This window comes from Vibrio cortegadensis (assembly GCF_024347395.1).
Lineage (GTDB): Bacteria > Pseudomonadota > Gammaproteobacteria > Enterobacterales > Vibrionaceae > Vibrio > Vibrio cortegadensis.
In genome coordinates this window covers 1,000,719-1,025,602 of sequence record NZ_AP025472.1, presented here as the reverse complement: position 1 = coordinate 1,025,602, position 24,884 = coordinate 1,000,719, and the positions used below count along the sequence as shown (strand labels likewise).

Below are 24,884 nucleotides of genomic sequence, written 5' to 3'. Positions count from 1 at the left end.
ATTAAACAATTTGTTCAGCTTCAGCGTTCAATTGTGCCAGCTTTAAAGTGAGTTCGGCTTCAAGTTCATCGTACACAAGATCGTTCCCATGTGTAGCCTCAGATTCCAATCGCTCTAGAGGAATTGAAAAAGAGTGACATGCAAGCATTCTAGCTGCACCTTTCATTCTATGTGATATCTCTTGTATATCAGAGTGATTTTTCTCATCAAATGCGGTCAACAGTAGATTCATATCTTCGTTCTGACTTTTTACAAAATCGAAAGCAATATTTTTGGCCACTTCTTCATCACCAAAAATGTCAATGATAGCGGGAATATCGAGTAAAGCTTCTTCTGGCTTATCCACTTCACTACTCTTGAGGTGCTCTTCACCCCAGAAGGTCTCTTCTGAATCATCATCGCCTGCAAAATCAAACTCAAAACCATCGATGGCGGATAAGTCATCTGAACCGCTACCTTGCACTGGCTCAGCAACTTCAAACTCGTTCTCAAATGCAGCCAGTGCTAATTCGTCCGCACTTTTTTGATCTATTGCGCTATGTTCTTGAGCTATTAGATCATTGTCGCCAGCAACGTCTACATTATCTTCAATGAAAACATTATCCACCTGTGCTGGCAAAATTTGTGGTAACCAATGATCTAGCGTTTCAGTCAACTTCACCTTACTCACAGGTTTCGATAAAAATGCAGACATACCAAGCTCAATACACTTCTCATCTTCCCCCTGAATTGCATTCGCAGTAAGGGCGATAATTGGCATAGCTTCGCGACTTTCAGTACCCTCTTTGGCTCGAACCGCTTTTGTTAACTCATATCCATCCATTTCAGGCATATGACAGTCTGTAAGAAGCAATCCATATTCATCACTTTGCAATGCTTCAAACGCTTGAGCACCATCATTAACAACATCAGCGGTATAACCCAACTGAGACAGCATGGTCATGATCACTTGGCGGTTGATCGGATGATCTTCAGCAACGAGGATAAGTCGTCTATTTTCAATCGCTTCTTTACGACTTTGAACAACCACCTTGTTTTGATTTTCAGCCACATTCATCGAAGCACCGACAGCAACAGGCGTTTTTAGACAGTGGTAAAGCTGATCTGGAATGATTGGGTTAACAGACATTGCCCAGAAACCATCGTAAGGTTCAGGCGAAAGCATCCCTTTTCTTCTCTCAAGAACAATACATTTCACTCCCGGAAGCTGATTTTTAATCCAGCTGTGTTTCAAATCTAAACGCTCGTATTCAAAACGAGTAATGAATAATGAACTGATACGATTTCGAGATGCTAGAAAAGCAAGTTGATTCTTATCATCAAATGCTTCGTGGTCCATTTTGACATCACAGTGAGACATATACTCAATGAGATCATCAAGTTGATTAAACTCGCCAACTACAAGGCTCTTCTCACCTTTAAAGTTCAACGACTCTTGTTGCTCAATCGCTTTAACAGGAATAACCACGCTAAAGCATGAGCCTTCACCTAGTTGGCTAACGACGGTAATTTCGCCGCCCATCTGCGCAACAAGCTCATTAGTAATAGATAGACCTAAGCCTGTACCACCAAACTTCCTTTGAGTACTTTCGTCCGCTTGAACAAATGGCATAAACAAGCTGTTTTGAGCATCCTCATTAATTCCCACACCAGTATCTGATACAGAAAAACGCAATGTTTGATATGAGCCTTCATGTGCCAGCAGATCAACCGCCAAGCGAATGTGACCTTTTTCAGTAAATTTAATCGCATTATTGATGAAATTATTTAGAATCTGCCCCAAGCGAACATCATCAACATGAACAATGCTTGCCACTTTTGGAGACAACCAGTACTCAAATTTTAACCCTTTAGCATGGGCATGACTGGCTTGTGTCTGAGTAATTCGAGATAACATCGAATGGATATCAGCATCGATTGGAGATAGCGTTAACTTGCCCGCTTCAATTTTCGAGAAGTCTAAAATATCATTAACGATATGCAGCAGATTGTCGGCCGATTTGGTTAAACTGCTGTGGACTTTCAACGCATCATCACGCATTGGATATTGGCTAAATATTTCCAGTAAACCAATAATTCCGCTGATTGGTGTTCGAATTTCATGGCTCATATTCGCCAAGAATCGAGACTTAGCTTCTGTCCCTGCAATGGCTTTTGCTTTTGCGGCCTCTAGCTCGGCTTGTTGGTTTTTAAGCTCAGTGATGTCCGTCAGTACGGTATTCCACGTAAAGTGATCACTATTTGAAGTAATTCGACTCTGAAGGTGTAACCATTTATCTCGATCTTCTGACGTAATATGCAGTTCATACGACATAGAACCAATATCTGCACATACTCTAGTATGAGCAATAAAGTCATCGCGTTGCTGTTCATCTAATACATTTAAGAATTTACGATGATCCTTGACGAGTTCTTCGGAACTTACTCCGACTAACTCTTGAATACCCGCACTCACAAATGTGAAGTTGAGATCATCTAAATCTTCTTTACTTTGAACGTGTTGAATAACCGCTCCGCTAACGTTATCAGCTAGATACTGAACCCGCTGTTCAGCTTCACGAGCTCTTAGCTCTGCATTTCTTAACTCTGTAACATCATTAAGAATGGTAACAACACCGTCGGCACTGCTACTCTCTGAGAGTTGATATGGGCATTTCCAGTATGAGAACTGTCTTTCTTTGCCACCAATAACGACATTTTTTTCCATTCGAGGGAGCATTTCGCCCGCGAGAACTCTCTGGTCTTCACTACTATGGTTAACGATCTCATCAAGTTCTTTACTTTCAAGAGAACCACCAGCAACAAACTGAGCAAGATCGTCATCACTGGCACTCAACATCGAAATAGCAGGGTTAGTCGTAACGATATTGCCATCAATATCTTTTACCACAATCGGGAATGGGATGGCATTGAGCAACGATCGTTCAAATTGAACTCTTCGTTTTAATTCTGTTTCCGCTTCGACCCTCTGCTGAACCTCACCTTGTAGCTTACGGTTCCAATAAAAAACCACACCTATAATTAACAGTGATGCCACTGAAATAATCGAGATCCATAAAACAACTTTCTGAGTTTGTACTCCAGTTTGGTATGAAGTACTCATCCATTTTTTTTCAATTTCAACCATTTTACTTGGCGGTATCACGCTAAGCGCTTTATTTATGATATTAAGTAAAATCTGGTTTTCTTTATTCACCGCAAAAGTAACAGGAATAAAGGAACGTTCATTAATGTTATTAATGACTTTTAATTGGCCGGCATACTGGCCTTGTAGATATGGGGAAGCAAGCAATAAGGAGCTAATTGCGACATCAACTTTACTTTCATTTAGGGCCGTAACAAGATCATAAACACTATCGTATTCAAGCACGGTACAGCTTACACAAAACTCTTTAGCCATTGACTGACCGTACGTTGCCGCAATGACCCCAATGACATCACTTTTCTCTAAGTTATCGAATGACAACTCTTTCTCATAATCGTCTGAGCGTCCAATAAGTACCCAAGGTTCTCGCATGAACGCTTGGCTTAATAACATCTTTTCACGTCGTTTAGCGGTAGGAGACAGTGACGACATCATCTCAAACTCACCGTCTAGAAATGCCCAGTAGCTTTCCCTATGAGTTGAGTAGTATTTCGGATCGAATTTGATCCCTGTTAATCGGCTTACTTCTTCAAGAACATCCGCTGCGATCCCTTTGTAAACACCATTTTCAACGACTTCAATCGGAGCCCAATCACTTTCAACACCAATGCCAATGACCGGGTGATTATCGATCCACTGCTGCTCTTCTTTTGATAACGTTAGTGATGAGGCTTTACGAATATATTCTTGCTGTCTTTCATCTAACCAGCGATTAAGAATACGTTCATGTTCAGGTAAAGCATTCACTTCACGTATACCTTGGTTCAATCGCTCCAGCATTTCACTATCAGATTTTGGTACACCGACATACAGCGTATCGACCGGAAGATCGTCCAGCATGTACATGTCCACATCTTCCAGGTACGGACTGTTTTTGTAATGCTCATATAACATTACGCCATCGCCAATTTGAGCATCTGCCAAGCCTAAAGCAACGGTTCGAATCGCTTCTAAGTTACTCGGGACAGATAACGAACTTGCGCTAGGTAAAACGTTTCTTAAAAAGCTTTCATCAGCAAAACCTTTAATGGTTGCGACCGTTTTGTTTTCAAGCTCTTTGTATGTCGTTACTGGGGTTGCACTGATAGCAGCACGACGCACCGCAAACATAGGTTCAGTAAACGTCATGATGGATTCACGTTCTAATGTCGCTGTCACCCCAATCATTACATCCAGTTCACCTTTGATGTATGCATTCATAACATCGCTGAAAGTAGCGTAAGGCAGTATTTCGACTTTGTAGCCTGCTTGTTCTGCATAACGGCGAAAAAGGGATGGAAGCAAACCGACAATTTCGCCATCTTCATCAGCCATCGCTAATGGTTCAATATATCGAGAAGGGAAACCAATGGTTAAGGTTTGTAACTTGCTGTTATCAATATTATTTTGAGTTTCAGCTAGACTAAATTGAGATGTAAGAATTAAGAGAAGACACAAAAAAATGTTTTTGATCATCTTGACCTTCATGTGCATAACGATTTTCTAAATAAAATTCCGTATTTATTGTAAAAATCTTTGCGATGGCTTAATGAATTGATCACCTAATCATCAATTCACGTGATATTGGTGCATATACTATCACTTACTGTACCGTAAATAAAACCCACCTCCCCTTATTTATAAAATACACCTCACTGTTTAGAGAAGAGGGCACGTCTCGCCTGGTTTTACTATCTAATGAGAGGCCTATATTCGTCAAACTTAAACTCCAGATATAAAAAAACCAGCACGTGGCTGGTTTTTTGTTTATTCATTCAACGGTATATTTTTAACCGATGCATTAACCGATGTGCGTTGCGCCGCCCATGTATGGTTGTAATACAGTTGGAACCGCGATACGGCCATCTGCTTCTTGGTTGTTTTCAAGAATCGCAACCATAGTACGTCCTACCGCCAAACCAGAACCATTCAATGTATGAACCAGTTCAGGCTTCTTCTCGCCTTTACGACGGAAACGAGCTTGCATACGACGAGCTTGGAAGTCACCCATGTTTGAACATGAAGAGATTTCACGGTACGTCTCTTGCGCTGGTACCCATACTTCTAAATCGTAAGTTTTGCTAGAGCCGAAACCCATATCACCAGTACAAAGAACCACTTTACGGTAAGGAAGTTCTAACATCTGTAGAACTTTCTCAGCATGGCCAGTCAGTTCTTCTAATGCTTCCATTGAATCTTCAGGCTTAGTAATTTGAACTAATTCAACTTTGTCGAATTGGTGCATACGGATAAGACCACGAGTATCACGGCCGTACGAACCTGCTTCTGAACGGAAACATGGCGTATGAGCTGTCATTTTAAGTGGAAGCTCAGCTTCATCAGTGATGGTATCGCGCACCATGTTTGTTACTGGAACTTCCGCAGTTGGAATCAGCGATAGTTTCTTAAGAGGTACGTCACTCACTTGCTCAGTTAGCGGGCTAGTGTGGAATAGATCTTCACCAAATTTTGGTAATTGACCTGTACCAAACAAGCTGTCTGAGTTCACTAGGTATGGTACGTACATTTCTGTATAACCATGAGTATCGGTATGCAGATCTAACATGAACTGTGCAATAGCACGGTGTAGGCGTGCAAATTTACCTTTCATTACGATAAAGCGAGAACCTGAGATTTTTACTGCGCTAGCAAAATCCAAACCGCCAGACATTTCACCAAGATCAACGTGATCTTTCACTTCGAAGTCGTAAGTTTTTGGCTCACCCCAACGTGAAATTTCCACGTTCTCATCTTCATCTTTACCGTTTGGTACAGAGTCATGCGGAAGGTTAGGGATCGCGTTTGTGATCTCTTCTAGGCTAACTTGAAGTTCAGCAAGCTCTTTTTTTGCTTCATCAAGATCTGTACCTAAGCTACCGACTTCTGCAAGGATACGCTCAGCTTCTTCGTGCTCGCCCTTCGCTTTTGCTTGGCCGATGGACTTCGATCGAGAATTACGTAACGCTTGCAGCTCTTCAGTTTTCATTTGAAGGGACTTGCGCTTTTCTTCAAGTTCACGAATTTTCTCTACATCAAGAATAAATCCTCGACGCGCCAATTTTGCCGCTGTTTCATCCAGCTCAGCTCGAAGTAATTTAGAATCCAGCATTGCTAATCCTATGCTTTAGTTATATTTGAGGATACGGTAGAAACTCTACCGTTAAAGAATTTTTTATACTTGGTAACGATATCCAAAAAGGACTACTTTTCATAGCGCTTTTGTGGGCTTTTTGCGTCTAAATCCGCCAGATAATCTAACTTATCACCAATTTTCCCCTCTAAACCTCGATTTGTTGGGAAATAGTAACGAGTATCGGCTATTTCAGGAGGGAAATATTTCTCTCCTGCCGCATAAGCACCAGGCTCGTCATGAGCATAACGATATTCCGCGCCATAGCCCATGTCTTTCATCAAACTTGTTGGAGCATTACGTAGATGATGAGGAACTTCATACTCAGGCTGATTATGGGCGTCTAGCATGGCATTTTTCCACGCGACATAAACGGCGTTGCTCTTTGGTGCACACGCTAAATAGACGACAGCTTGTGCGATCGCCCTTTCACCTTCAGAAGGACCAATTCGAGTAAAGCAATCCCAAGCAGACATCGCCACTTGCATCGCTCTTGGATCGGCATTACCAATATCTTCAGAAGCGATAGCAAGTAAGCGACGCACGATATAGAGAGGGTCACAACCTGCGGCAATCATCCTAGCTGACCAATAGAGCGCGGCGTCAGGGTTCGAACCTCGGATGGATTTATGAACCGCAGAAATCAAGTCGTACCAAATATCCCCTTTGTTATCAAAACGAGCGACTTTTTCACCCGCCACTTCTGCAAGCAAAGGTAATGTGATGCTCTTCTGCCCTTCACTATTATCTTCTGCCATATCATACAGAAGCTCGAGATAATTAAGTGACATTCGGGCATCGCCATTTACTAATTCTGATAGGCGATCCAGTACATCATCGATAAAATCTGCCGAGATCTGACCTAAGCCTCTCTCTTTATCTTCAACCGCTTGATCGATCACTTGACGAATATCTTGCTCACTGAGAGAAGTGAGTTTGTAGACTCTTGCTCGTGATAACAGAGCGTTATTGAGTTCAAACGATGGGTTTTCGGTCGTCGCCCCAATGAAGGTGATCGTTCCATCTTCAATGTGAGGCAGAAAAGCATCTTGCTGACTTTTGTTAAAGCGATGGACTTCGTCTACAAATAAAATAGTACGTCTTCCTGCCATTTTATTTTCACGTGCCTTATCAATGGCCGCTCGAATATCTTTCACACCAGAAGTCACGGCGGATACCCGTTCAACTTCCGCATTGGCATAATTTGCCGCCACTTCCGCTAGCGTTGTTTTTCCTGTACCAGGAGGCCCCCACAAAATCATGGAATGAATGTGGCCAGCTTCTAATGCTCGACGTAATGGTTTTCCAACACCCAATATATGCTGTTGACCGATATACTGTTCAACCGTTTCTGGTCTCATGCGAGCAGCAAGAGGACGAAAATCTTCATCCCCGGAAAAATCTAGACTGTAATTACTCACGATAATGGCTCATTCGTTGAATATCTGACTCGGATGAATCAGTTGCGTTGATCGTCAACATCAACCCCATCAGGGATCTCAAAAGTAAACGTCGCTTTATTCGGTGTCGTCAAATTTACGTTTTTAAACTCAAAACGTCCTTGCTGGCCATCTTGCTCAATGACATTAAACCCTTGAACAACGCCTTTGCTGTTAATATCAATTTGGAATTGACCTTGATTCGAATCGACAGCCGTTGGAGTGAGAACAAATTGATCGCCATTTTGGTTAACTTGATAGTTATCCCAATCACTCTCTTTACTGCGAGTCAGTAGCACAAAAGGAGTTTGCTCTGTCGCCTGAGCTTGCCAATAAATGCTAACTTGCTCAATAAATGGACTGTAATACCATAGGCTCTTTCCATCTGACACTAGAACATTTTCATCGGGTAATGTTGTTGTCCAGCGGAACAGACCTGGTCGCGCGATCTCGACTGTCCCTTCTCCCTCCATGACAAGATCACCCTCAGGGCTAATCACTTGCTGGGAAAAGTCAGCACTAAACCCGGAGTTCAGTGCCAAACGGCTACTCAATTCATCTTTAGGGGCCGCAAACACTGAGCAGCTCAAAAACAATAATAACGATAATTTTTTCATTCAGATTCTCTTATAGGCATACATTGAGTAGACCATCAGACATTTTCAAAGTTCAGTGAACCAATTAAGCCGCAACAACACAACCACTTGGCTGTGTCGCTGCTGTTCACTATTACTCAATATTTTAGACGATTACATATCTTTAATTGGAGGGGGTGCAATCACTTCACGATTTCCATTATGGCCCGGAGCACTCACGATACCTTGAGCTTCAAGTTGCTCCACAATTCGTGCGGCACGGTTGTAACCGATCTTAAATTTGCGCTGTACGCCTGAAACCGAACCTCGGCGAGACTCCGTTACATGTTCAACCACTTGATCAAACAGTGGATCGGTATCTTCATCTTTTTCCAACTGTTCACCTGGAAGTAGTGAATCTGCCGTTTGTTCGCCATTAACGATCTCATCAATGTAGACAGGTTTACCCCGCGCCTTCCAGTTATTCACCACGGCATGCACATCATCATCGGACGCGAATGCGCCATGTACACGAATGGTATGGTTTGAACCTGGAGGTAAGTAGAGCATATCACCCATACCAAGTAATGATTCTGCGCCACCCTGATCGAGAATGGTTCGTGAATCAATTTTGGTTGATACGGTAAAACCAATACGTGTAGGAATGTTCGCTTTGATGATGCCCGTAATCACATCAACTGACGGTCTTTGGGTCGCCAGGATCAAGTGAATGCCTGCTGCACGAGCTTTTTGAGCAAGTCGAGCAATTAACTCTTCCACTTTTTTACCCACAACCATGATCAGGTCGGCAAACTCATCGACAACCACCACGATATACGGCAAGTTTTCAAGCAATGGCGCTTCTGTATCCATACTGTCTCCCTCTTTCCAGAAAGGATCGTGAATAGGATGCCCAGCTTCTGCTGCCATTTTTAGCTTTTCGTTATAGCCTTTCAGATTACGAACACCGACAGCTGACATTAACTTGTAACGTCGCTCCATCTCTCCAACACACCAGCGTAATGCGTTCGAGGCATCTTTCATGTCGGTGACCACTTCTGATAATAGATGTGGAATACCTTCATATATTGATAACTCAAGCATTTTCGGGTCAATCATGATAAAGCGAACTTCATCTGGCGATGCTTTGTAGAGCATGCTCAAAATCATGACGTTTACCCCCACCGACTTACCCGAACCGGTTGTACCCGCAACAAGAACGTGTGGCATTTTGGACAAATCCGCCACAACCGCTTCACCCGCAATATCTTGGCCTAGTACAACGGTGGTTGGCGAAGTTGATTGCTCAAATTGAGGGCTATTAATAACGTCTGATAAATAGACGGTTTGTCTGCTGACATTTGGTAATTCCAGACCAACATAAGGCTTACCAGGTATAACCTCAACAACACGAACCGCGATGGCAGAAAGTGAACGAGCCAAATCCATAGACAAACTTGAAATCCGGCTAACTTTTACGCCTGGCGCTAAATCTAACTCAAAGCGAGTGATCACTGGCCCTGGGAAAATATCCACAACCGTCGCTTTAATCTTGTAGTCGGCAAGCTTAGATTCAACCAAGCGAGCAATCTCTTCTAACGCATCTCTATCAATGAAGTTCTCGCGTTTTTCAGGATGATAAAGAAGTTGAAGTGTCGGCAGTGGCTCTGCTGGTTTAGGCAAGTTGATCTCTTGCTGAACCAAGAACGGGTTTTGTGCCCCAGCCATATTTTCTTGTGCAGCAGAGATGATCTCTTGGAAAGCTTGTACATCTTTATCAGGATGCTCAAGTTCACCTTCCACGACTTCAATGTCAGATTCAGCTGCATTGACTTCAGCAGGGAGATCAACATCAGAAAATGCGGCAACCTCTTCCGACTCATGATGAGTAACGCTGTCGCTATCTTCTTCAATAATATTTAAATCTGAAATAACTGGTTCAATGTGATTTGGCGTGTCTACGTCGGTAATTTGTTCAAGCCCAAACTCTGAAATTCTAGGCTGATTCACCTCATCTTCCACGACAAAATCTGCGATTGGTTCCGAAAAGTCAGTGTTAACTTCATTCTGATATTCAGGTTCTGGCTGAAATTCTGTTTGAGGAGAGTACAAAGGCTCTTGTTCAGCATTGACCTCAACGTTCTCTGATGCAAATGAAGCGATACGGCTGATCTCGTCTTCAAGATTTTCTTGGGCAAAGTCATCTTCACTTTGAGCGGCGTATTCTAACTCTTCAATCGTTGCAGTGAGTTGCTTAGAACGATCGACTGATAACTCAGGCTCTTCATCATAATGCTCAGGCTGATACGATGAAGCTGGAATACTGGCTGCAATAGAAGCGCCTCTTCCAGAAGTAGACTCGGCAGGCATATGAATATTGTAACGAGGCTTCACATCGCGTTCAGCTTCATCAATATCAATGGTATCCGTATAATTATTGGCTTGAGATTCATCTTCAAGTGAGCTTGCACTCTCTTGCGAGACTAAGTGTTCAGCCGATTCAGAGCGAGATTCTACATCAGGTAAGTGAGCTTTCTCTGTCGTAAATTCTTGGTGATCAATATCATCAAGAACAGGTTCAAGAACTTCTCTATCAGTACCGCGAAGCTTATTTAGCCCCCAAGTACATGCCCCAATCGCACCGTTACCTAGCCCTTCAACAATACTTAACCACGAAATACCCGTCAGAAGGGTAAAACCCGCCCCCCATAAGAAGAGAAGAACTAGGGTCGTTCCGAGAATATTCAAAACAGGCAATGATAAGTTTGTGAGTACATCACCCACAACGCCACCTGATGAGAAATACCATATATCATCAAAGTTGGTATCAGCTAAACCGCAACTGGTTAATATCAATATAGACAAACCGAGTAATCGAGTGCCCCATAGCACAAAATCTAAGTCGTCTTGTTCGCCTCGCTTACGGCAAAGAACCCAAGCAGCAATGATAACAATAAGAGGGATTAAGTAGGCAAGTGAACCGAAAATGAAAAATAGTGTATCTGCTATCCACGCTCCGACGATACCACCAGCATTTTGAATGTCACCGCCCCATGCCGTTTGCGACCAAGAGGGGTCTGCTGGGTTAAATGTGAATAATGCAATAGAAAGTAAAATGGAAGCGAGCACGCCTAAAATTAAGCCACACTCTTTAAGGCGTTGTACGCCATCTAAACGTGAAGACTGAGGCTCTTCACTAGTCTTAACTATGGTTTCGACTTTATCTGTGTTCTCTCTGAACATAACCTACTTGATTCTTTGATGAGTAAAAACAGTCCGAGCGGCAAAAGCCGCTCGGTTTGTTTAGCAATTTAACCATATCAAGGTCAAAAACCCAATCAATGATAGCCATAAAACCGAAGCAGTATCAGCTTTAGGGCTAACTTAGGTTTTTAACTTGAATCAGCGGGTTTTAATAACAAGCTGATTAGTTTGTTTCACTTCTTCCATAACTACGTACGTACGAGTGTCGTTTACTCCAGGTAGACGCAATAATGTGTCGCCCAAAAGTTTACGATATGCACTCATATCGGATACGCGCGTCTTAAGAAGATAATCAAAATCACCCGAAACTAAATGACACTCTTGGATGTCATCTAATTTTTGTACCGCAGTATTGAACTGTTCAAATACGTCCGGAGCACCACGATTAAGCGTGATTTCAACAAATACCAATAAAGAGGCATCTAGGTACTGCGGATTTAACAGCGCTGTATATCCCGTAATATAATCTTGACGCTCCAAACGACGAACACGCTCTAAACATGGTGTTGGTGAAAGACCAACGCGTTTAGAAAGTTCAACATTTGATATTCGACCATCTTTCTGCAATTCATTAAGAATATTGCGATCGATACGGTCTAGTTCCTTAGACGGCTTCTTATAGTTGTCTGCCATTTTTTATTCCACCTTATTACTTCCTTGCAAAAAAATATACTACAACTTTTTAATATTTAGTATCAAATCCTAACAAAACATCACTATACTAGACATTAATTCGACAGAATTACCCTACACACAGATAAAACAACCAAAATAAAATAAGGAGTCAGGATGATCATTGGCGTACCAAAGGAAATCAAAAACCACGAATACCGTGTTGGTATGATTCCAGCTAGTGTGAGAGAGCTAATCTCACATGGCCACCAAGTTTTTGTAGAAACCAATGCCGGTAACGGTATCGGTTTTTCAGACGATGATTACATCGCTGTAGGCGCATCCATTCTTCCTACTGCTGCCGACGTTTTTGCGCAAGCAGAGATGATTGTAAAGGTTAAAGAACCTCAAGCTGTAGAGCGAGCTATGCTTCGCGAAGGGCAAATATTATTTACTTATTTACACCTTGCACCAGATTTTCCACAAACGGAAGAGCTGATCAAGAGCAAAGCTGTCTGTATAGCGTATGAGACTGTAACAGATAATATGGGTCGCTTGCCACTATTAGCTCCAATGTCTGAGGTTGCAGGTCGAATGTCTATTCAAGCTGGCGCGCAAACTTTAGAAAAATCTCATGGTGGTCGTGGTCTTCTACTCGGTGGTGTACCGGGTGTTGAACCAGCAAAAGTTGTCGTTGTAGGCGGTGGTGTTGTGGGTGCTAACGCAGCTCGCATGGCTGTTGGCCTTCGTGCTGACGTAACCATTTTAGATCGCAATGTTGATACGCTACGTCGCTTAGATGAAGAGTTCCAAGGTCGCGCAAAAGTGGTTTATTCTACAGAAGACGCCATTGAGAAGCATGTTCTAGAAGCAGACCTTGTTATTGGTGCTGTGCTTATCCCTGGCGCTGCGGCTCCAAAATTGGTAACAAAAGAGCACATTGCTAAAATGAAACCTGGCGCGGCCGTTGTTGATGTGGCGATTGACCAAGGTGGCTGTTTTGAGACTTCTCACGCAACGACACACGCCGATCCAACGTACATCGTTGATGAGGTTGTTCACTACTGTGTTGCAAACATGCCAGGTGCGGTTGCTCGTACTTCAACTTTTGCACTAAATAACGCAACTCTGCCTTACATTGTTAAACTTGCAAACAAAGGTTATCAGCAAGCACTTACTGATGATCACGGTTTCCTTGAAGGCTTAAACGTTATTCACGGAAAAGTAACATGTAAAGAAGTAGCAGAAAGCTTTGACTTAGAATACGTTGAGCCTGCTGCTGCGATTGCAATGTTTAACTAATGAAAAAATGAGTGACATGCTAGCTATCTGAGTAGGTAAGGTAACGAAAAGAAAGCAGCTTAGAAAAGTCACTACCAAAATAGCCCGTTGCTCACACGGGCTATTTTTTTATCCATCATTGTCGCTTTTGAGCATGTACAAGGATATTTCTTGGTGAGACCTGTTTATTACAAAAAGTTTTAATCGACACGTCATAACCCTTTTCTTCAAGGTAAAGCGCCTTATCGTAAGCAAGCCACAACTCTAGCGGGCGTCTGAATATTTGCTGAACCAGGCTTAACTTCTCCATTTTCCAAAACAACGTCTCTCCCACGTGCATATAGTAGTCAAAATCAACCTTCGGCATATCAAAATTCTTAGCGTCGATTGCCCACTTACAAAACGCTTCAAACCCCTCTGATAACTGGGATTTTTTAATGCTCGGAATCGGACAGTACTCTGTTTGATGTAATTCATTCACCAGCATGTGGTTCAAACCTAGGCGGTAAATCATTTCATGTTGGCGATGACGCTTGACTCTCTCCCCACCTGTCACCGTTTCTTGCAGCGGGATCCTTAGCTCACTTTGCGTCAGTTTTAAGGAGGACTGCTTGGCAAATATCGACATGGCTTGATATTCATCACTGCGGATTAAATGATAACAACAAGGTGAAAATGTGATTGCAGGAAGCTGATTTTGGGTCGCTAATTCTAATAGACGGACATGCAAATCGCCACAAGCATGGAGCGCAACCGCATGTTGCTTACAATTAAACACTTGGCTTGCATCTGTAGAAAAAGCGTCCCCTTGAATAAATTGCATATTCAAAGCTTGCTGATTTGCGGCAGCCGTTCCGCTGTCACACAAACTCTGCTGCCATTCAAAACTCGTGACCTTCTCTTTCGATTGTTGTGACAAGATCCGCCCAAGAAAGCCTTTACCCGCACACCACTCTAACCACTCCTCTCCCTTATGCTCGCTTAACGCAGCGGCACTCATGCTTTTTATTTGAGCAAGTTTTCTTCCTGGGACTCCAACTTCAAGGTTGCGATCTAAAATCAGCAAGCTTTGTGTTGCCTCGCTTAATTGTGTTAATTGAGATGCAATGCATGTTTCCGGAATGAAATGAGCGACTGCCTCAAGCAAGGCTTTATCATCACTTTTGAACATTTCTATATCAGATCGTGATAATCCATCAAGCCATAGAGACAAATCAGGATACTCATCAAGCCAAAGAGAAGCGTCATTTGAACAGGCGTGAAAAGGCTCAAATCGCCATAATGATTGATATGACAATAAAAAATGATCGAGCAATTGAAATGATTGGTGCATGCGTTCCCCCTAGCCGTGCATTGTAGGGGGAAGCCAAAGACTTGAACAGCCTTGTGATGCGATGTTTAACGAATTGGTAAATCGATATCTTTAAACATCTCTTCAATTTCAGCATTCGATTTAAGAGAGATCGCTTGCTCGACCACAGGCTTAGTCAAGTGTGGTGCAAAACGTTCCATGAAATCGTACATATAAGAGCGCAAGAAGGTTCCTCTTCTAAAGCCAATACTCGTGGTACTTGCACCGAAAATATGGCTCGCATCAATAGCAACTAGGTCGGTATCTTGTTCTTTATCAATCGCCATACTTGCAATTACACCAACACCAATCCCCATGCGTACATAGGTTTTAATCACATCGGCATCTGTTGCGGTAAAGACCACTCGAGGAGTAAGTCCAACTCTATTAAATGCGGTATCGAGCTCAGAACGACCAGTAAAGCCAAATACGTAAGTCACAAGCGAGTATGCAGCCAGATCTTCTATGGTTATTCTTCGCTTATTTGCTAATGGATGGTCCTTAGTTACCACAATCGAGCGGTTCCAATGGTAGCAAGGGAGCATAATCGCATCTTGATATAAGTGAAGCGCTTCCGTCGCGATTGCAAAGTTTGCTGTACCTTTTGCGACCGCTTCCGACATTTGGCTTGGCGTGCCCTGATGCATGTGCAGTGAAACTTTAGGATAACGGGCAGTAAAGCCTTTGATAACGTCAGGTAGAGCGTATCGAGCTTGAGTATGAGTGGTCGATATGTTCAACGTCCCCATCTCTGGATGAGTATGCTCGCCAGCCACCGCTTTGATACTTTCTACTCTAGCCAATATCTCTTGTGAGATTCGAATAATGTCTTCGCCAGCAGGGGTTACTTGCGTCAAATGCTTACCGCTTCGCTCAAAAACTTGTATGCCGAGTTCGTCTTCGAGCAAACGCACTTGCTTACTAATTCCTGGTTGAGAAGTGTAAAGGCTCTCGGCCGTCGCTGATACGTTAAGATTATGGTTTACTACCTCAACAATATATCTTAATTGCTGTAATTTCATTTTGACCCTCGTAATCCTTTACCAATGGCTAATATTGCACGCCGACAGATAAGATACGCCTTAAGCTATGTAATATAATTAATAGTTATAACGTGTAATGCAGATAATTGGTAGTCAAAATAGAGAGTTGTCGGCATCCGAAGCATAATTGCATAATACACTTATCCGTATTTTGCTATTAAAAGCACATTATTATTAAATTTGTAGGTGCAGTTGTACAATGGAATCGTGTATCCTTAAATACTAGCCATTGAATTATAAAGCAGATATCAAACATATGAATATTGGTTTAATCATAGCTCTTGTAGCCGTCTTATTGGTGTTAGTCCTTGGCTATAACATCATGCTTCAATATAAAATGAAGGTCGAGACGTCGAAAAAACAAGAATCATCTCGTTACTTGACTCTTATTGATGCAACAGAAGATCTCATTGGGAATGCTCACCACGTCCCTTTCAGTAAAGATCTGCTCGTGTGTCTGAATACGCGAATTTTAGATGCACTTGAAAATATGTATCAACTCGATCCTAGAAATAAACAGCTTGCGCAGCGTATTGTTCACACAAAGCAGCAAATCACTCAACTAAAAGAAAATTATCCCGATGGTGACACCACTTCTTTTAAAGTGCCGAGCAGTGACAAACAAGCGATAGTGATGCTTAAGCTGGTAAAACGTCTTCGTGATACCGTTCGTAATGAGCACAATAAAGGTCGATTTGAAACACAGGCTTACGTCGCAGAAAATGCTCGTCTTGAAACGATTCAGATTCGTATCAACATCGAGAATGTCGTAAAACGTGCCAAAGATTCTATCGCACGAGGTCAAACTGGTACTGCCGTACAACTTTTGCGTAAAGGCATTGATGCTCTCAGCACAAAAAATGATGCTTATTCAAATCAAGCACGTGAAAAACTGCAGTTAATGCTGAACGAGCTTGATAAAAAACGCCAAGTTAAAAATGCTGAGGATCTTCAACAGATTGAAGAGAAAGAGCGTGATGATGACATGGACGCACTTTTTGGTGAGAAGAAAAAATGGTAAGCCTTCGATAGGTTTCCTATTCACTCATTATCAAATTTAGCCACAAGGTCGCCATTCGCGACCTTTTTTCTACAGTGACACTTTTTCAACAGTGAAAGTAATGATCAATAATACTGCTATTCAAGAGCTACTCGCTCCCATTAAACAATTCTTACATTGCGAAACGCCCGATGCTTGGATCAATGAGGCGAAGAAACCTGAAAATCTTAAGATCATCCTACTCGACCATTTGCTTTGCGAACTTAAAGCAGGCCAATCGGCTATGTATTTAATCCGTAAGTACGCGGTGGATAAAGAGAGTGCAAATACACTGTTAGAGTGGTTTAAACCTTATGAGGCTTTTGCTTACCGCAAAGAAGGTTCTCTTGAGAGCCTTAAAGGAAAAAGTAATATTTCAAAGGCAATTATGGCTAAAACTAACTCACCTTATAGCCAAGATCTTATTGATAAAATGGTTCTCCTTATTAAAGAAGAGCTACACCACTTCTATCAAGTTCTTGAAATAATGGATGAGAGAAATATTCCTTATGAAAACATTTCGGCTGGAAGATACGCCAAAGGGCTGTTGTCTAAAGTGACGACTCATGAACCAAATACGCTCGTCGACAAACTGATCATTGGTTCACTCATTGAAGCGCGATCTTGTGAACGATTTGCTAAACTTGCTCCGCATTTAGATGAGGATATGGCAAAGTTTTATATTTCTCTTTTACGCTCTGAAGCGCGCCATTATCAAGATTACTTAACGTTGGCACAACAAATCTCACCTGTCGATATCTCGAAACGAGTGCAAGAGCTAGCTCAAGCAGAGGCTGCATTAATTTCGACACCTGATGATGATTTCAAGTTTCACAGTGGTGTGCCTATCTTAGAGTAAGCAAATTAAAACAGCTCAATTATCCGTTATTGCGAGTTGAGCTGTTTCATCTTATACATATTATCATCGGCATTCTTGATCAGTTGATTCACGCAAGACGTATTTTTCGGATAAAGGCTCACACCAACACTTACTGAAATTTTTGCGGCCGTTTCATCTGATATTTCAATTTCCTGCTCCATACAGCCAATGATATCTAATTTTAACTGTTCAATGACTTCTGGGTCTACAGAGTCCAGAATAATAGCAAACTCATCACCTCCCATACGAAACAGATCGGCATCAAATAGCTGAATAGTATTAGCGAACCTTTTAGATACCGTTCTTAATAAAATATCCCCGGCTTGATGACCATAAGTATCATTAATCAACTTAAATCCATTCAGATCCATTACAAACAGTGAAAAGTGCGATGTATTCTGAACTCGCTGTTTAAGGCGCTTGAAAAGTGACAACCGATTGTTTACCCCCGTTAATGAATCCGTCAGAGCGAGATTACGGTGGATAATGCTCTCTTTCTTGAATAAGACAATAACGATAGCGATACAAAAACACAAAATGATAACTAATAGGACTTGTACATTCGCGAGTTGGTTTCCTTTATCAATTTGCACCAAAAAGTCCGCGTTCTTTAATTGATAATTTTTGTTCAAGAATGTCACCAACTTCATGTATAAACTATTCAACCGAACATTATATTCATTAGCTGTGCTTTCATCATTTATATTGGATAGGTAACCATCAAGCACCTTATAGTCATTGTATAGCTGATCAAAAAACTGTTTATTTTTTGGTATGTTATAAAAATCTTGCGAATCAGAGCTAGTAACGATCAACTCAAGACGTGTCCAAGTGATGTCATACTGAACTTTGACTTCGTTAAGCACTTGTTTTGATGTCAAAGTGAAAGGAGATAAAACAGCCAGTTGAGAGAATTCTTTTTGAAGCTGTAGTAGATGCCAGGTTGCTTGATCTTTTCGAGAGTAATAATCACTGACCAACCCTTTAGTTGAGAATATAACCGTAATATTCATCAATAATAGCGCTAGTGATAGCCAAATTAAGACACGCTTTGTTCTCTGGACGTTCGTATTCTGTATAAATGGGTTATTATTCACACTCTTCAATCGATACCTCATTAATTTGCCAAATCATCTTATTATGGTATTCAGGTACGTTTAGATGCGGAAATTTATCCAAATCATAGAGCAACATAAACGGCCCTCGCTTACGAATAGAGATAGCATCACCATTAATTGAATAGGCGATGATTGGCTGATATTCAACTAAGTCATTAACTTCAATCGAAGCTCTAAACTCATTCAACGCTGAAAAATAGAGAATCTTTGGTTTCTGTGGTGCAAATAAAGCCGTTAGATCACTTACTTTAACACCGCTAAATTTAGCGGGTTCAGCATCCCAAGGCAGGTGAGTGGTGAATGAAGTAACAGGAAACTGATTCATTAACTCTTGTCGCGAAATAGTTGTCGAATGCTCACATGACAATGCCAAATTCAAACGATTGGCCAAAGCGCTATTGACGTTCGCAAAGGTACAGAACAATAACCACACTACACTGGTTCGTAGTTTCATTAGCATCCATTCTCAATTATTGGTTTGTAATTATATTTTTTTTTGATGAGTAATTGTCAACTTTTGCAGCATTTCAAAATACAGGTCAAAAAATTAAATCATTTCCAATGAAAAAGGTAAGTAGATATTACTTACCTTAATTCAAGGTGGGCTAAATTAAGCTAGCATTAATTTTCTGAAGAACTTCCGCAGGCTGTGCCGCCTGGGTGATTGGGCGTCCTATCACTAAATAATCCGATCCAGCTTGGATTGCATCATAAGGAGTCATGATTCTTTTCTGATCCCCAACATCAGCGCCTGCCGGGCGGATCCCGGGAGTCACCAATTTGAAGTTTGAACCTAAATCACTCTTTAAGAGCGAAGCTTCTTGTGCTGAACAAACGACACCATCCAAACCTGAACATTGAGTTAGACGAGCCAAGCGCATTACTTGCTCTTGAGGTGCAACATTTAAACCAATTCCAGCTAAGTCGCTCTGTTCCATACTGGTAAGTACGGTTACACCAATCAATAACGGGCGATCCTTCCCATATGGCTCAAGAATTTCGCGTGAAGCTGTCATCATCCGCTCACCACCACTCGCATGAACATTCACCATCCATACCCCTAATTCTGCCGCAGCACGAACAGCTTTTGAGCAAGTGTTTGGAATATCATGAAATTTTAAATCCAAGAATACCGAAAAACCACGTTTATGTAGCTCACGGACAAAATCAGGCCCAAAAAGAGTAAACATTTCTTTGCCAACTTTTAATCGACATGTCGTTGGATCAATTTTATCAATAAAATTCAGAGCATCAGTCTGTTTATCATAATCCAGTGCTACGATAACTTTTTGGTCGTTCATTTAATCTCCTAATAATTCTTGTCACTACTTTCTTAAACGTACAAAAATGCAGCTCGTAAGCTGCATTAAAAATAATATGTCTATTCACCATCCAAGCCACGAATTGGCTTGATCGTCCCCCAACCTTTGCAAGAAGGACAGTGCCAATACATTGAATGAGTAGAGAAACCACATTTACGGCATCGGTAATGTGGCTTTATTTTAAGTTGTTCCCCAACCATAGATTGCAAGGTTGTCAGGCTGTCTTTCGCCCTTCCCTCTTCGGCTTCAGCAATATGATAATCTATAAGGCGGTAAAAACCCTTCATCGTTGGGTTTTTCACTAGTTGTCGAGTTAGTAGCTCTTGTGCTGTTCCAATACTTTCATGATTCGCGACCAATTGTGCCAACATTAATTCCGCTGAAACGCCCGCCTTCTTATCAATACAAGCCCTTAGGAACTCAACCAATCCCTCTTCTTGTCCTAAGTGGTGATAACAATCTGCCAGAGTAGGAAGCACTTCACTGATAAAATCAATGTCTTGGTTCAGCACCATTTCCATATACTTAATGGTTTGCTGATAGTCCTCTGATTCCAAATATAATTTTCCAAGTGAAATACTTGCTCGTGCACATTTAGGATCCTCGACCAACGCTTTTTTAAAATGCTGAATAGCTTTGTTCGTTTGCCCCTCACCCTGTTCCTGCATGGCAAGTTCACATAAGAAGTGTGCGATCTGAGATTTGACTCTTTTTCTACCCATTTTGACCAAAGCTGTCGCATAATGAATAGCTTTGCTCCACTCTTTGGTTTGTTGATAGATAGTAACAAGCTGCTGTAATGCGCTCTCTTTATGCTCAGGCTCTTCCACCAATTGCTCAAAGATTTTCTCGGCCCGATCTAAAAAGCCAGAAACCATATAATCTTTTGCGAGTTGTTGAAGTGCTAGATTTTTTTGTTCTAACGTTAGGCCTGTACGAGAAATAAGGTTTTGGTGGATACGAATAGCGCGATCGACCTCACCACGCGAGCGAAATAGATTCCCTAGCGCTAGGTGCGTATCGATCGTATCGTCATCGACTTGAAGCAATTCGATAAAGTGATCTACTGCTTTATCTGATTGATCAGAAAGCAGCAAATTCAATCCCGTGACATATTGACGAGAAATTTGATGAGATTGGGTTTGCTTATCTTGCTGAGCACTACGGTTTCCCATATACCACCCGTAGGCAGCTGCAATCGGCAATAATAAGAAAAGTAACTCAAGCATTAATGGTCGCCTTTACGCAATAACTCAAGCTTTCGTTTCAACGACTGGGCTTGATGTTTTGAGTTTATTAAGTTGCTTCCTTAGACGACGAATTTGAAGTTGAGATTTTAAATGAAGGCTACCGAAAACCAACCAACCTAACCCAAAACCACTGACAAATATAACACCAAGCAGTGTTGATAAGTTAAAGCTGCCTTGCGCGACTAAGTAGTTGAAAGTAACGACTTCTTGGTTTTGTGCTCCGAGGGCAAGTGCAATTAGGAAAAGGGCTATAACTGCAATTATTTTTATAATTTTCATACGTCTCCATCCTAAGGAAATTTGGCTGATACGATTATGCAGGAAAACAGGTCTGCAAACCATGGATATTAGCAATATTCTAGTTATAAAAAAGCGGTATACACTTAAGTATACCGCTTTTTTATAATTAGAATGGAGGCTTAAAGACCTAGATTTACACGTTCACGTAACTCTTTGCCAGGTTTGAAGTGTGGGACATATTTGCCTTCCAGCTCAACCTTTTCTCCAGTTTTAGGATTACGTCCTAGACGGGGTTCTCGATAGTGCAGTGAGAAACTACCAAAACCACGGATCTCGATTCGATCACCACTTTCCAGAGTTGATGCCATATGTTCAAGAATATCTTTTACAGCATCTTCAATCTCTTTTGCAGATAAGTGTGTTTGCTCTGCGCAGAGTCTCTCAATCAATTCAGACTTAGTCATAGTTTCCCTCATTTCTTTTATTACTTTGATTGCTATATAAATATAAGACATATAAGCAATAAATGCAGGCACATATCGAAAAAAAAGGAGCCTTACGGCTCCTTCTTAAGCGATTGGATTATTCGCCTTTAGCAGCTTTGAATGCATCAGCCATAGCGTTACCGAAACCACCATCTTCTGGTTTGTTCAGTGTAGCCATTGCTTCTTGCTCTTCAGCTTCGTCTTTCGCTTTGATAGATAGGTTGATTACGCGGTTCTTACGGTCTACACCAGTGAACTTAGTTTCAACGCTGTCACCAACGCTTAAGATTAGAGACGCATCTTCGATACGGTCACGAGATACTTCAGAAGCACGGATGTAACCTTCAACGCCTTCTAGAAGCTCAATTGTAGCTCCTTTAGCGTCTACTGCAGTTACAGTACCAGTTACTAGAGTACCTTTCTTCGTGTCTGCAACGTATGCATTGAACGGGTCATTTTCCATTTGCTTAACGCCAAGAGAAATACGCTCACGTTCTGCATCAACTGCAAGTACAACAGCAGAGATTTCATCGCCTTTCTTGTAGTCGCGTACTGCGTCTTCACCAGCAACATTCCAAGAAATGTCAGATAGGTGAACAAGACCGTCGATGCCGCCGTCAAGACCGATGAAGATACCAAAGTCAGTGATAGACTTGATCTTACCAGTAACTTGGTCGCCTTTAGCTTGAGCTTCAGCGAATGACTGCCATGGGTTAGCTTTACACTGTTTCAGACCTAGAGAGATACGACGACGTTCTTCGTCGATATCAAGAACCATAACCTCAACTTCGTCGCCAACATTAACAACTTTAGAAGGGTGGATGTTCTTGTTAGTCCAATCCATTTCAGAAACGTGTACTAGACCTTCAACGCCTTCTTCGATTTCAACGAAGCAACCGTAGTCAGTCAGGTTAGTAACACGGCCAGAAAGTTTGTGACCTTCTGGGTAACGCTTAGCGATTGCTACCCATGGATCTTCGCCTAGTTGCTTAAGACCTAGTGAAACACGAGTGCGCTCACGATCGAACTTAAGAACTTTAACTAGGATTTCGTCACCAACGTTTACGATCTCAGATGGGTGCTTAACACGCTTCCACGCCATATCAGTGATATGTAGAAGACCGTCAACACCGCCAAGGTCAACGAATGCACCGTAGTCAGTAAGGTTCTTAACGATACCTTTAACTTCAGTACCTTCTTGTAGAGTTTCAAGAAGTTCGTCACGCTCAACACTGTTTTCAGATTCGATAACAGCACGACGAGAAACAACAACGTTGTTACGCTTCTGGTCTAGCTTGATTACTTTGAACTCTAGTTCTTTGTTTTCTAGGTGAGCAGTGTCACGAATAGGACGTACGTCAACAAGAGAGCCAGGAAGGAAAGCACGGATACCGTTTAGTTCAACAGTGAAACCGCCTTTAACTTTACCGTTGATGATACCAACAACAGTTTCAGCTTCTTCGTAAGCCTTCTCAAGAACGATCCAAGCTTCGTGGCGCTTAGCTTTCTCACGAGAAAGTTGAGTTTCACCGAAACCATCTTCAACAGCGTCAAGCGCTACGTCTACTTCAGCACCAACTTCAACTTCAAGTTCGCCAGCAGCGTTCTTGAATTGTTCAGCAGGGATTGCAGATTCAGACTTAAGGCCAGCATCAACAAGAACGTAACCGTTCTCGATAGCTACTACAGTACCTTTAACGATACTACCTTGTTGGAATTCAGTTTCATTTAGAAACTCTTCAAAGAGTTGAGCAAAAGATTCAGTCATTATTTGATCTTCAATAATTAAACGTCCATGGGTATCCTACCGCATGGGGTTGATAAATTCGCCGGTCATCATCCTTGCGACCAACGTTCTTTACTCACCCAGTATAGATTACTGTGTGAGTTTAGATTCAATATATTTCAATGCTTTTTCTACAACTTCGTCAATAGACATAGATGTTGAATCTAGCACGAGTGCGTCTTCAGCAGGGCGCAATGGGGCAACCGCACGGTTACGATCTCGATCATCACGCTCTTGTATTTCGCACAAAAGGTCGTCAAAGTTAACATCTAAGCCCTTAAGTTGCAACTGTTTAAGGCGTCTTTGAGCTCGTTCTTCCGCACTTGCATCCAAGAAAATTTTCGCTTCAGCACCCGTAAATACTACCGTGCCCATATCACGACCATCAGCAACTAAACCTGGAGAGGTGCTAAATGCACGCTGACGACGCAGTAATGCTTCTCTAACTCTTGGTAATGCAGCAACTTTAGATGCAGCCATACCTGTTTCTTCTTTACGAAGCTCACCAGAAACGTCTTCACCTTCAAGGATAACTTTAACTAAATCACCTTCAGCAATAAATTGCACGTCAAGGTGAGTCGCAAGAGGAACTAATGCATCCTCAGACTCTGTATCAACGCCATGATGAATTGCAGCAAGAGCAAGGACTCGGTATATCGCGCCCGAATCAAGTAAATGAAAGCCTAGTTTATCTGCTAGCAACATACAAAGTGTGCCTTTACCTGCACCACTTGGTCCATCAACGGTAATAACCGGTGTATTTGAGGACATGTTTTACTCCACGTCTATTGTAGAAATTTTAATTGGTAGCCTCGATATTCATCATGGCTTTTATAGGCGACGTATTATAGTTTGAATCTAAACAATGAGCGAGACTCAAACAGAAAAATTTCGATCTTATTTAATACTTCACGCCACCAGCCTTAAGAATCTTTATGGATTGAA

The 24,884-nt window shown here is 41.9% G+C and carries 19 protein-coding genes; 3 read left to right on the top strand and 16 right to left on the bottom strand.

Annotated features, from left to right (window positions below):
* Position 1: 1 nt before the first annotated feature.
* The 6 genes from OCV39_RS04705 to lrp form a co-directional block, all read right to left on the bottom strand.
* On the bottom strand, positions 2 to 4,600 hold the full coding sequence (locus OCV39_RS04705; protein ID WP_261889120.1) for a transporter substrate-binding domain-containing protein: 4,599 nt from the start codon (positions 4,598 to 4,600) through the stop codon (positions 2 to 4).
* 325 nt (positions 4,601 to 4,925) lie between these two features.
* Positions 4,926 to 6,233, bottom strand: coding sequence for a serine--tRNA ligase (serS, locus tag OCV39_RS04700; RefSeq protein ID WP_017053888.1), 1,308 nt, complete (start codon positions 6,231 to 6,233; stop codon positions 4,926 to 4,928).
* Positions 6,234 to 6,325: 92 nt separating this feature from the next.
* Positions 6,326 to 7,675 (bottom strand): replication-associated recombination protein A, encoded by a 1,350-nt coding sequence (locus tag OCV39_RS04695; protein WP_017053889.1) that lies wholly within the window; start codon positions 7,673 to 7,675, stop codon positions 6,326 to 6,328.
* 38 nt (positions 7,676 to 7,713) lie between these two features.
* Positions 7,714 to 8,310: an outer membrane lipoprotein chaperone LolA gene (lolA, locus tag OCV39_RS04690; protein ID WP_171756082.1), complete on the bottom strand. Its 597-nt coding sequence runs from the start codon at positions 8,308 to 8,310 to the stop codon at positions 7,714 to 7,716.
* Between the two features lie 132 nt (positions 8,311 to 8,442).
* The gene (locus tag OCV39_RS04685; protein ID WP_261889119.1) at positions 8,443 to 11,511 is read right to left on the bottom strand and encodes a DNA translocase FtsK 4TM domain-containing protein; all 3,069 of its coding nucleotides are present in this window, start codon (positions 11,509 to 11,511) and stop codon (positions 8,443 to 8,445) included.
* 159 nt (positions 11,512 to 11,670) lie between these two features.
* Entirely contained in the window at positions 11,671 to 12,165 is a 495-nt protein-coding gene (gene lrp / locus OCV39_RS04680; RefSeq protein ID WP_017053892.1) for a leucine-responsive transcriptional regulator Lrp, read from the bottom strand.
* 156 nt (positions 12,166 to 12,321) lie between these two features.
* Here lrp and ald point away from each other — a divergent pair, with 156 nt between their 5' ends.
* On the top strand, positions 12,322 to 13,446 hold the full coding sequence (ald, locus tag OCV39_RS04675) for an alanine dehydrogenase (protein ID WP_017053893.1): 1,125 nt from the start codon (positions 12,322 to 12,324) through the stop codon (positions 13,444 to 13,446).
* A 115-nt stretch (positions 13,447 to 13,561) separates the two neighbouring features.
* Here the strand turns inward: ald and OCV39_RS04670 are convergent, their stop codons facing one another.
* Positions 13,562 to 14,758, bottom strand: coding sequence for an SAM-dependent methyltransferase (locus tag OCV39_RS04670; RefSeq protein WP_261889118.1), 1,197 nt, complete (start codon positions 14,756 to 14,758; stop codon positions 13,562 to 13,564).
* A gap of 65 nt (positions 14,759 to 14,823) precedes the next feature.
* On the bottom strand, positions 14,824 to 15,798 hold the full coding sequence (gene cysB, locus OCV39_RS04665) for an HTH-type transcriptional regulator CysB (protein WP_261889117.1): 975 nt from the start codon (positions 15,796 to 15,798) through the stop codon (positions 14,824 to 14,826).
* Between the two features lie 277 nt (positions 15,799 to 16,075).
* On the opposite strand from cysB, the gene OCV39_RS04660 reads away from it, so the two are divergent.
* Positions 16,076 to 16,840, top strand: coding sequence for a DNA repair protein (locus OCV39_RS04660; RefSeq protein ID WP_136993902.1), 765 nt, complete (start codon positions 16,076 to 16,078; stop codon positions 16,838 to 16,840).
* A 100-nt stretch (positions 16,841 to 16,940) separates the two neighbouring features.
* Complete coding sequence (gene miaE, locus OCV39_RS04655; RefSeq protein ID WP_261889116.1) at positions 16,941 to 17,717, top strand: tRNA isopentenyl-2-thiomethyl-A-37 hydroxylase MiaE; 777 nt, start codon at positions 16,941 to 16,943, stop codon at positions 17,715 to 17,717.
* Positions 17,718 to 17,743: 26 nt separating this feature from the next.
* Here the strand turns inward: miaE and OCV39_RS04650 are convergent, their stop codons facing one another.
* The 8 genes from OCV39_RS04650 to cmk form a co-directional block, all read right to left on the bottom strand.
* Positions 17,744 to 18,751 (bottom strand): GGDEF domain-containing protein, encoded by a 1,008-nt coding sequence (locus tag OCV39_RS04650; protein WP_261889115.1) that lies wholly within the window; start codon positions 18,749 to 18,751, stop codon positions 17,744 to 17,746.
* 76 nt (positions 18,752 to 18,827) lie between these two features.
* The gene (locus OCV39_RS04645) at positions 18,828 to 19,310 is read right to left on the bottom strand and encodes a hypothetical protein (RefSeq protein ID WP_141707825.1); all 483 of its coding nucleotides are present in this window, start codon (positions 19,308 to 19,310) and stop codon (positions 18,828 to 18,830) included.
* 151 nt (positions 19,311 to 19,461) lie between these two features.
* Positions 19,462 to 20,157 (bottom strand): orotidine-5'-phosphate decarboxylase, encoded by a 696-nt coding sequence (gene pyrF, locus OCV39_RS04640; protein ID WP_261889114.1) that lies wholly within the window; start codon positions 20,155 to 20,157, stop codon positions 19,462 to 19,464.
* An 80-nt stretch (positions 20,158 to 20,237) separates the two neighbouring features.
* Positions 20,238 to 21,407 carry a lipopolysaccharide assembly protein LapB gene (gene lapB / locus OCV39_RS04635; protein WP_017053901.1) on the bottom strand — a complete coding sequence of 390 codons (1,170 nt, stop codon included), beginning with the start codon at positions 21,405 to 21,407 and terminating at the stop codon, positions 20,238 to 20,240.
* 24 nt (positions 21,408 to 21,431) lie between these two features.
* Positions 21,432 to 21,707, bottom strand: a complete 276-nt coding sequence (locus OCV39_RS04630) for a LapA family protein (RefSeq protein ID WP_113795928.1) — start codon at positions 21,705 to 21,707, stop codon at positions 21,432 to 21,434.
* Positions 21,708 to 21,847: 140 nt separating this feature from the next.
* Positions 21,848 to 22,132, bottom strand: coding sequence for an integration host factor subunit beta (ihfB, locus tag OCV39_RS04625; RefSeq protein ID WP_017053903.1), 285 nt, complete (start codon positions 22,130 to 22,132; stop codon positions 21,848 to 21,850).
* Positions 22,133 to 22,250: 118 nt separating this feature from the next.
* Positions 22,251 to 23,921: a 30S ribosomal protein S1 gene (gene rpsA / locus OCV39_RS04620; protein WP_017053904.1), complete on the bottom strand. Its 1,671-nt coding sequence runs from the start codon at positions 23,919 to 23,921 to the stop codon at positions 22,251 to 22,253.
* Positions 23,922 to 24,029: 108 nt separating this feature from the next.
* Complete coding sequence (gene cmk, locus OCV39_RS04615; RefSeq protein ID WP_113795927.1) at positions 24,030 to 24,710, bottom strand: (d)CMP kinase; 681 nt, start codon at positions 24,708 to 24,710, stop codon at positions 24,030 to 24,032.
* Between the last annotated feature and the right edge of the window lie 174 nt (positions 24,711 to 24,884).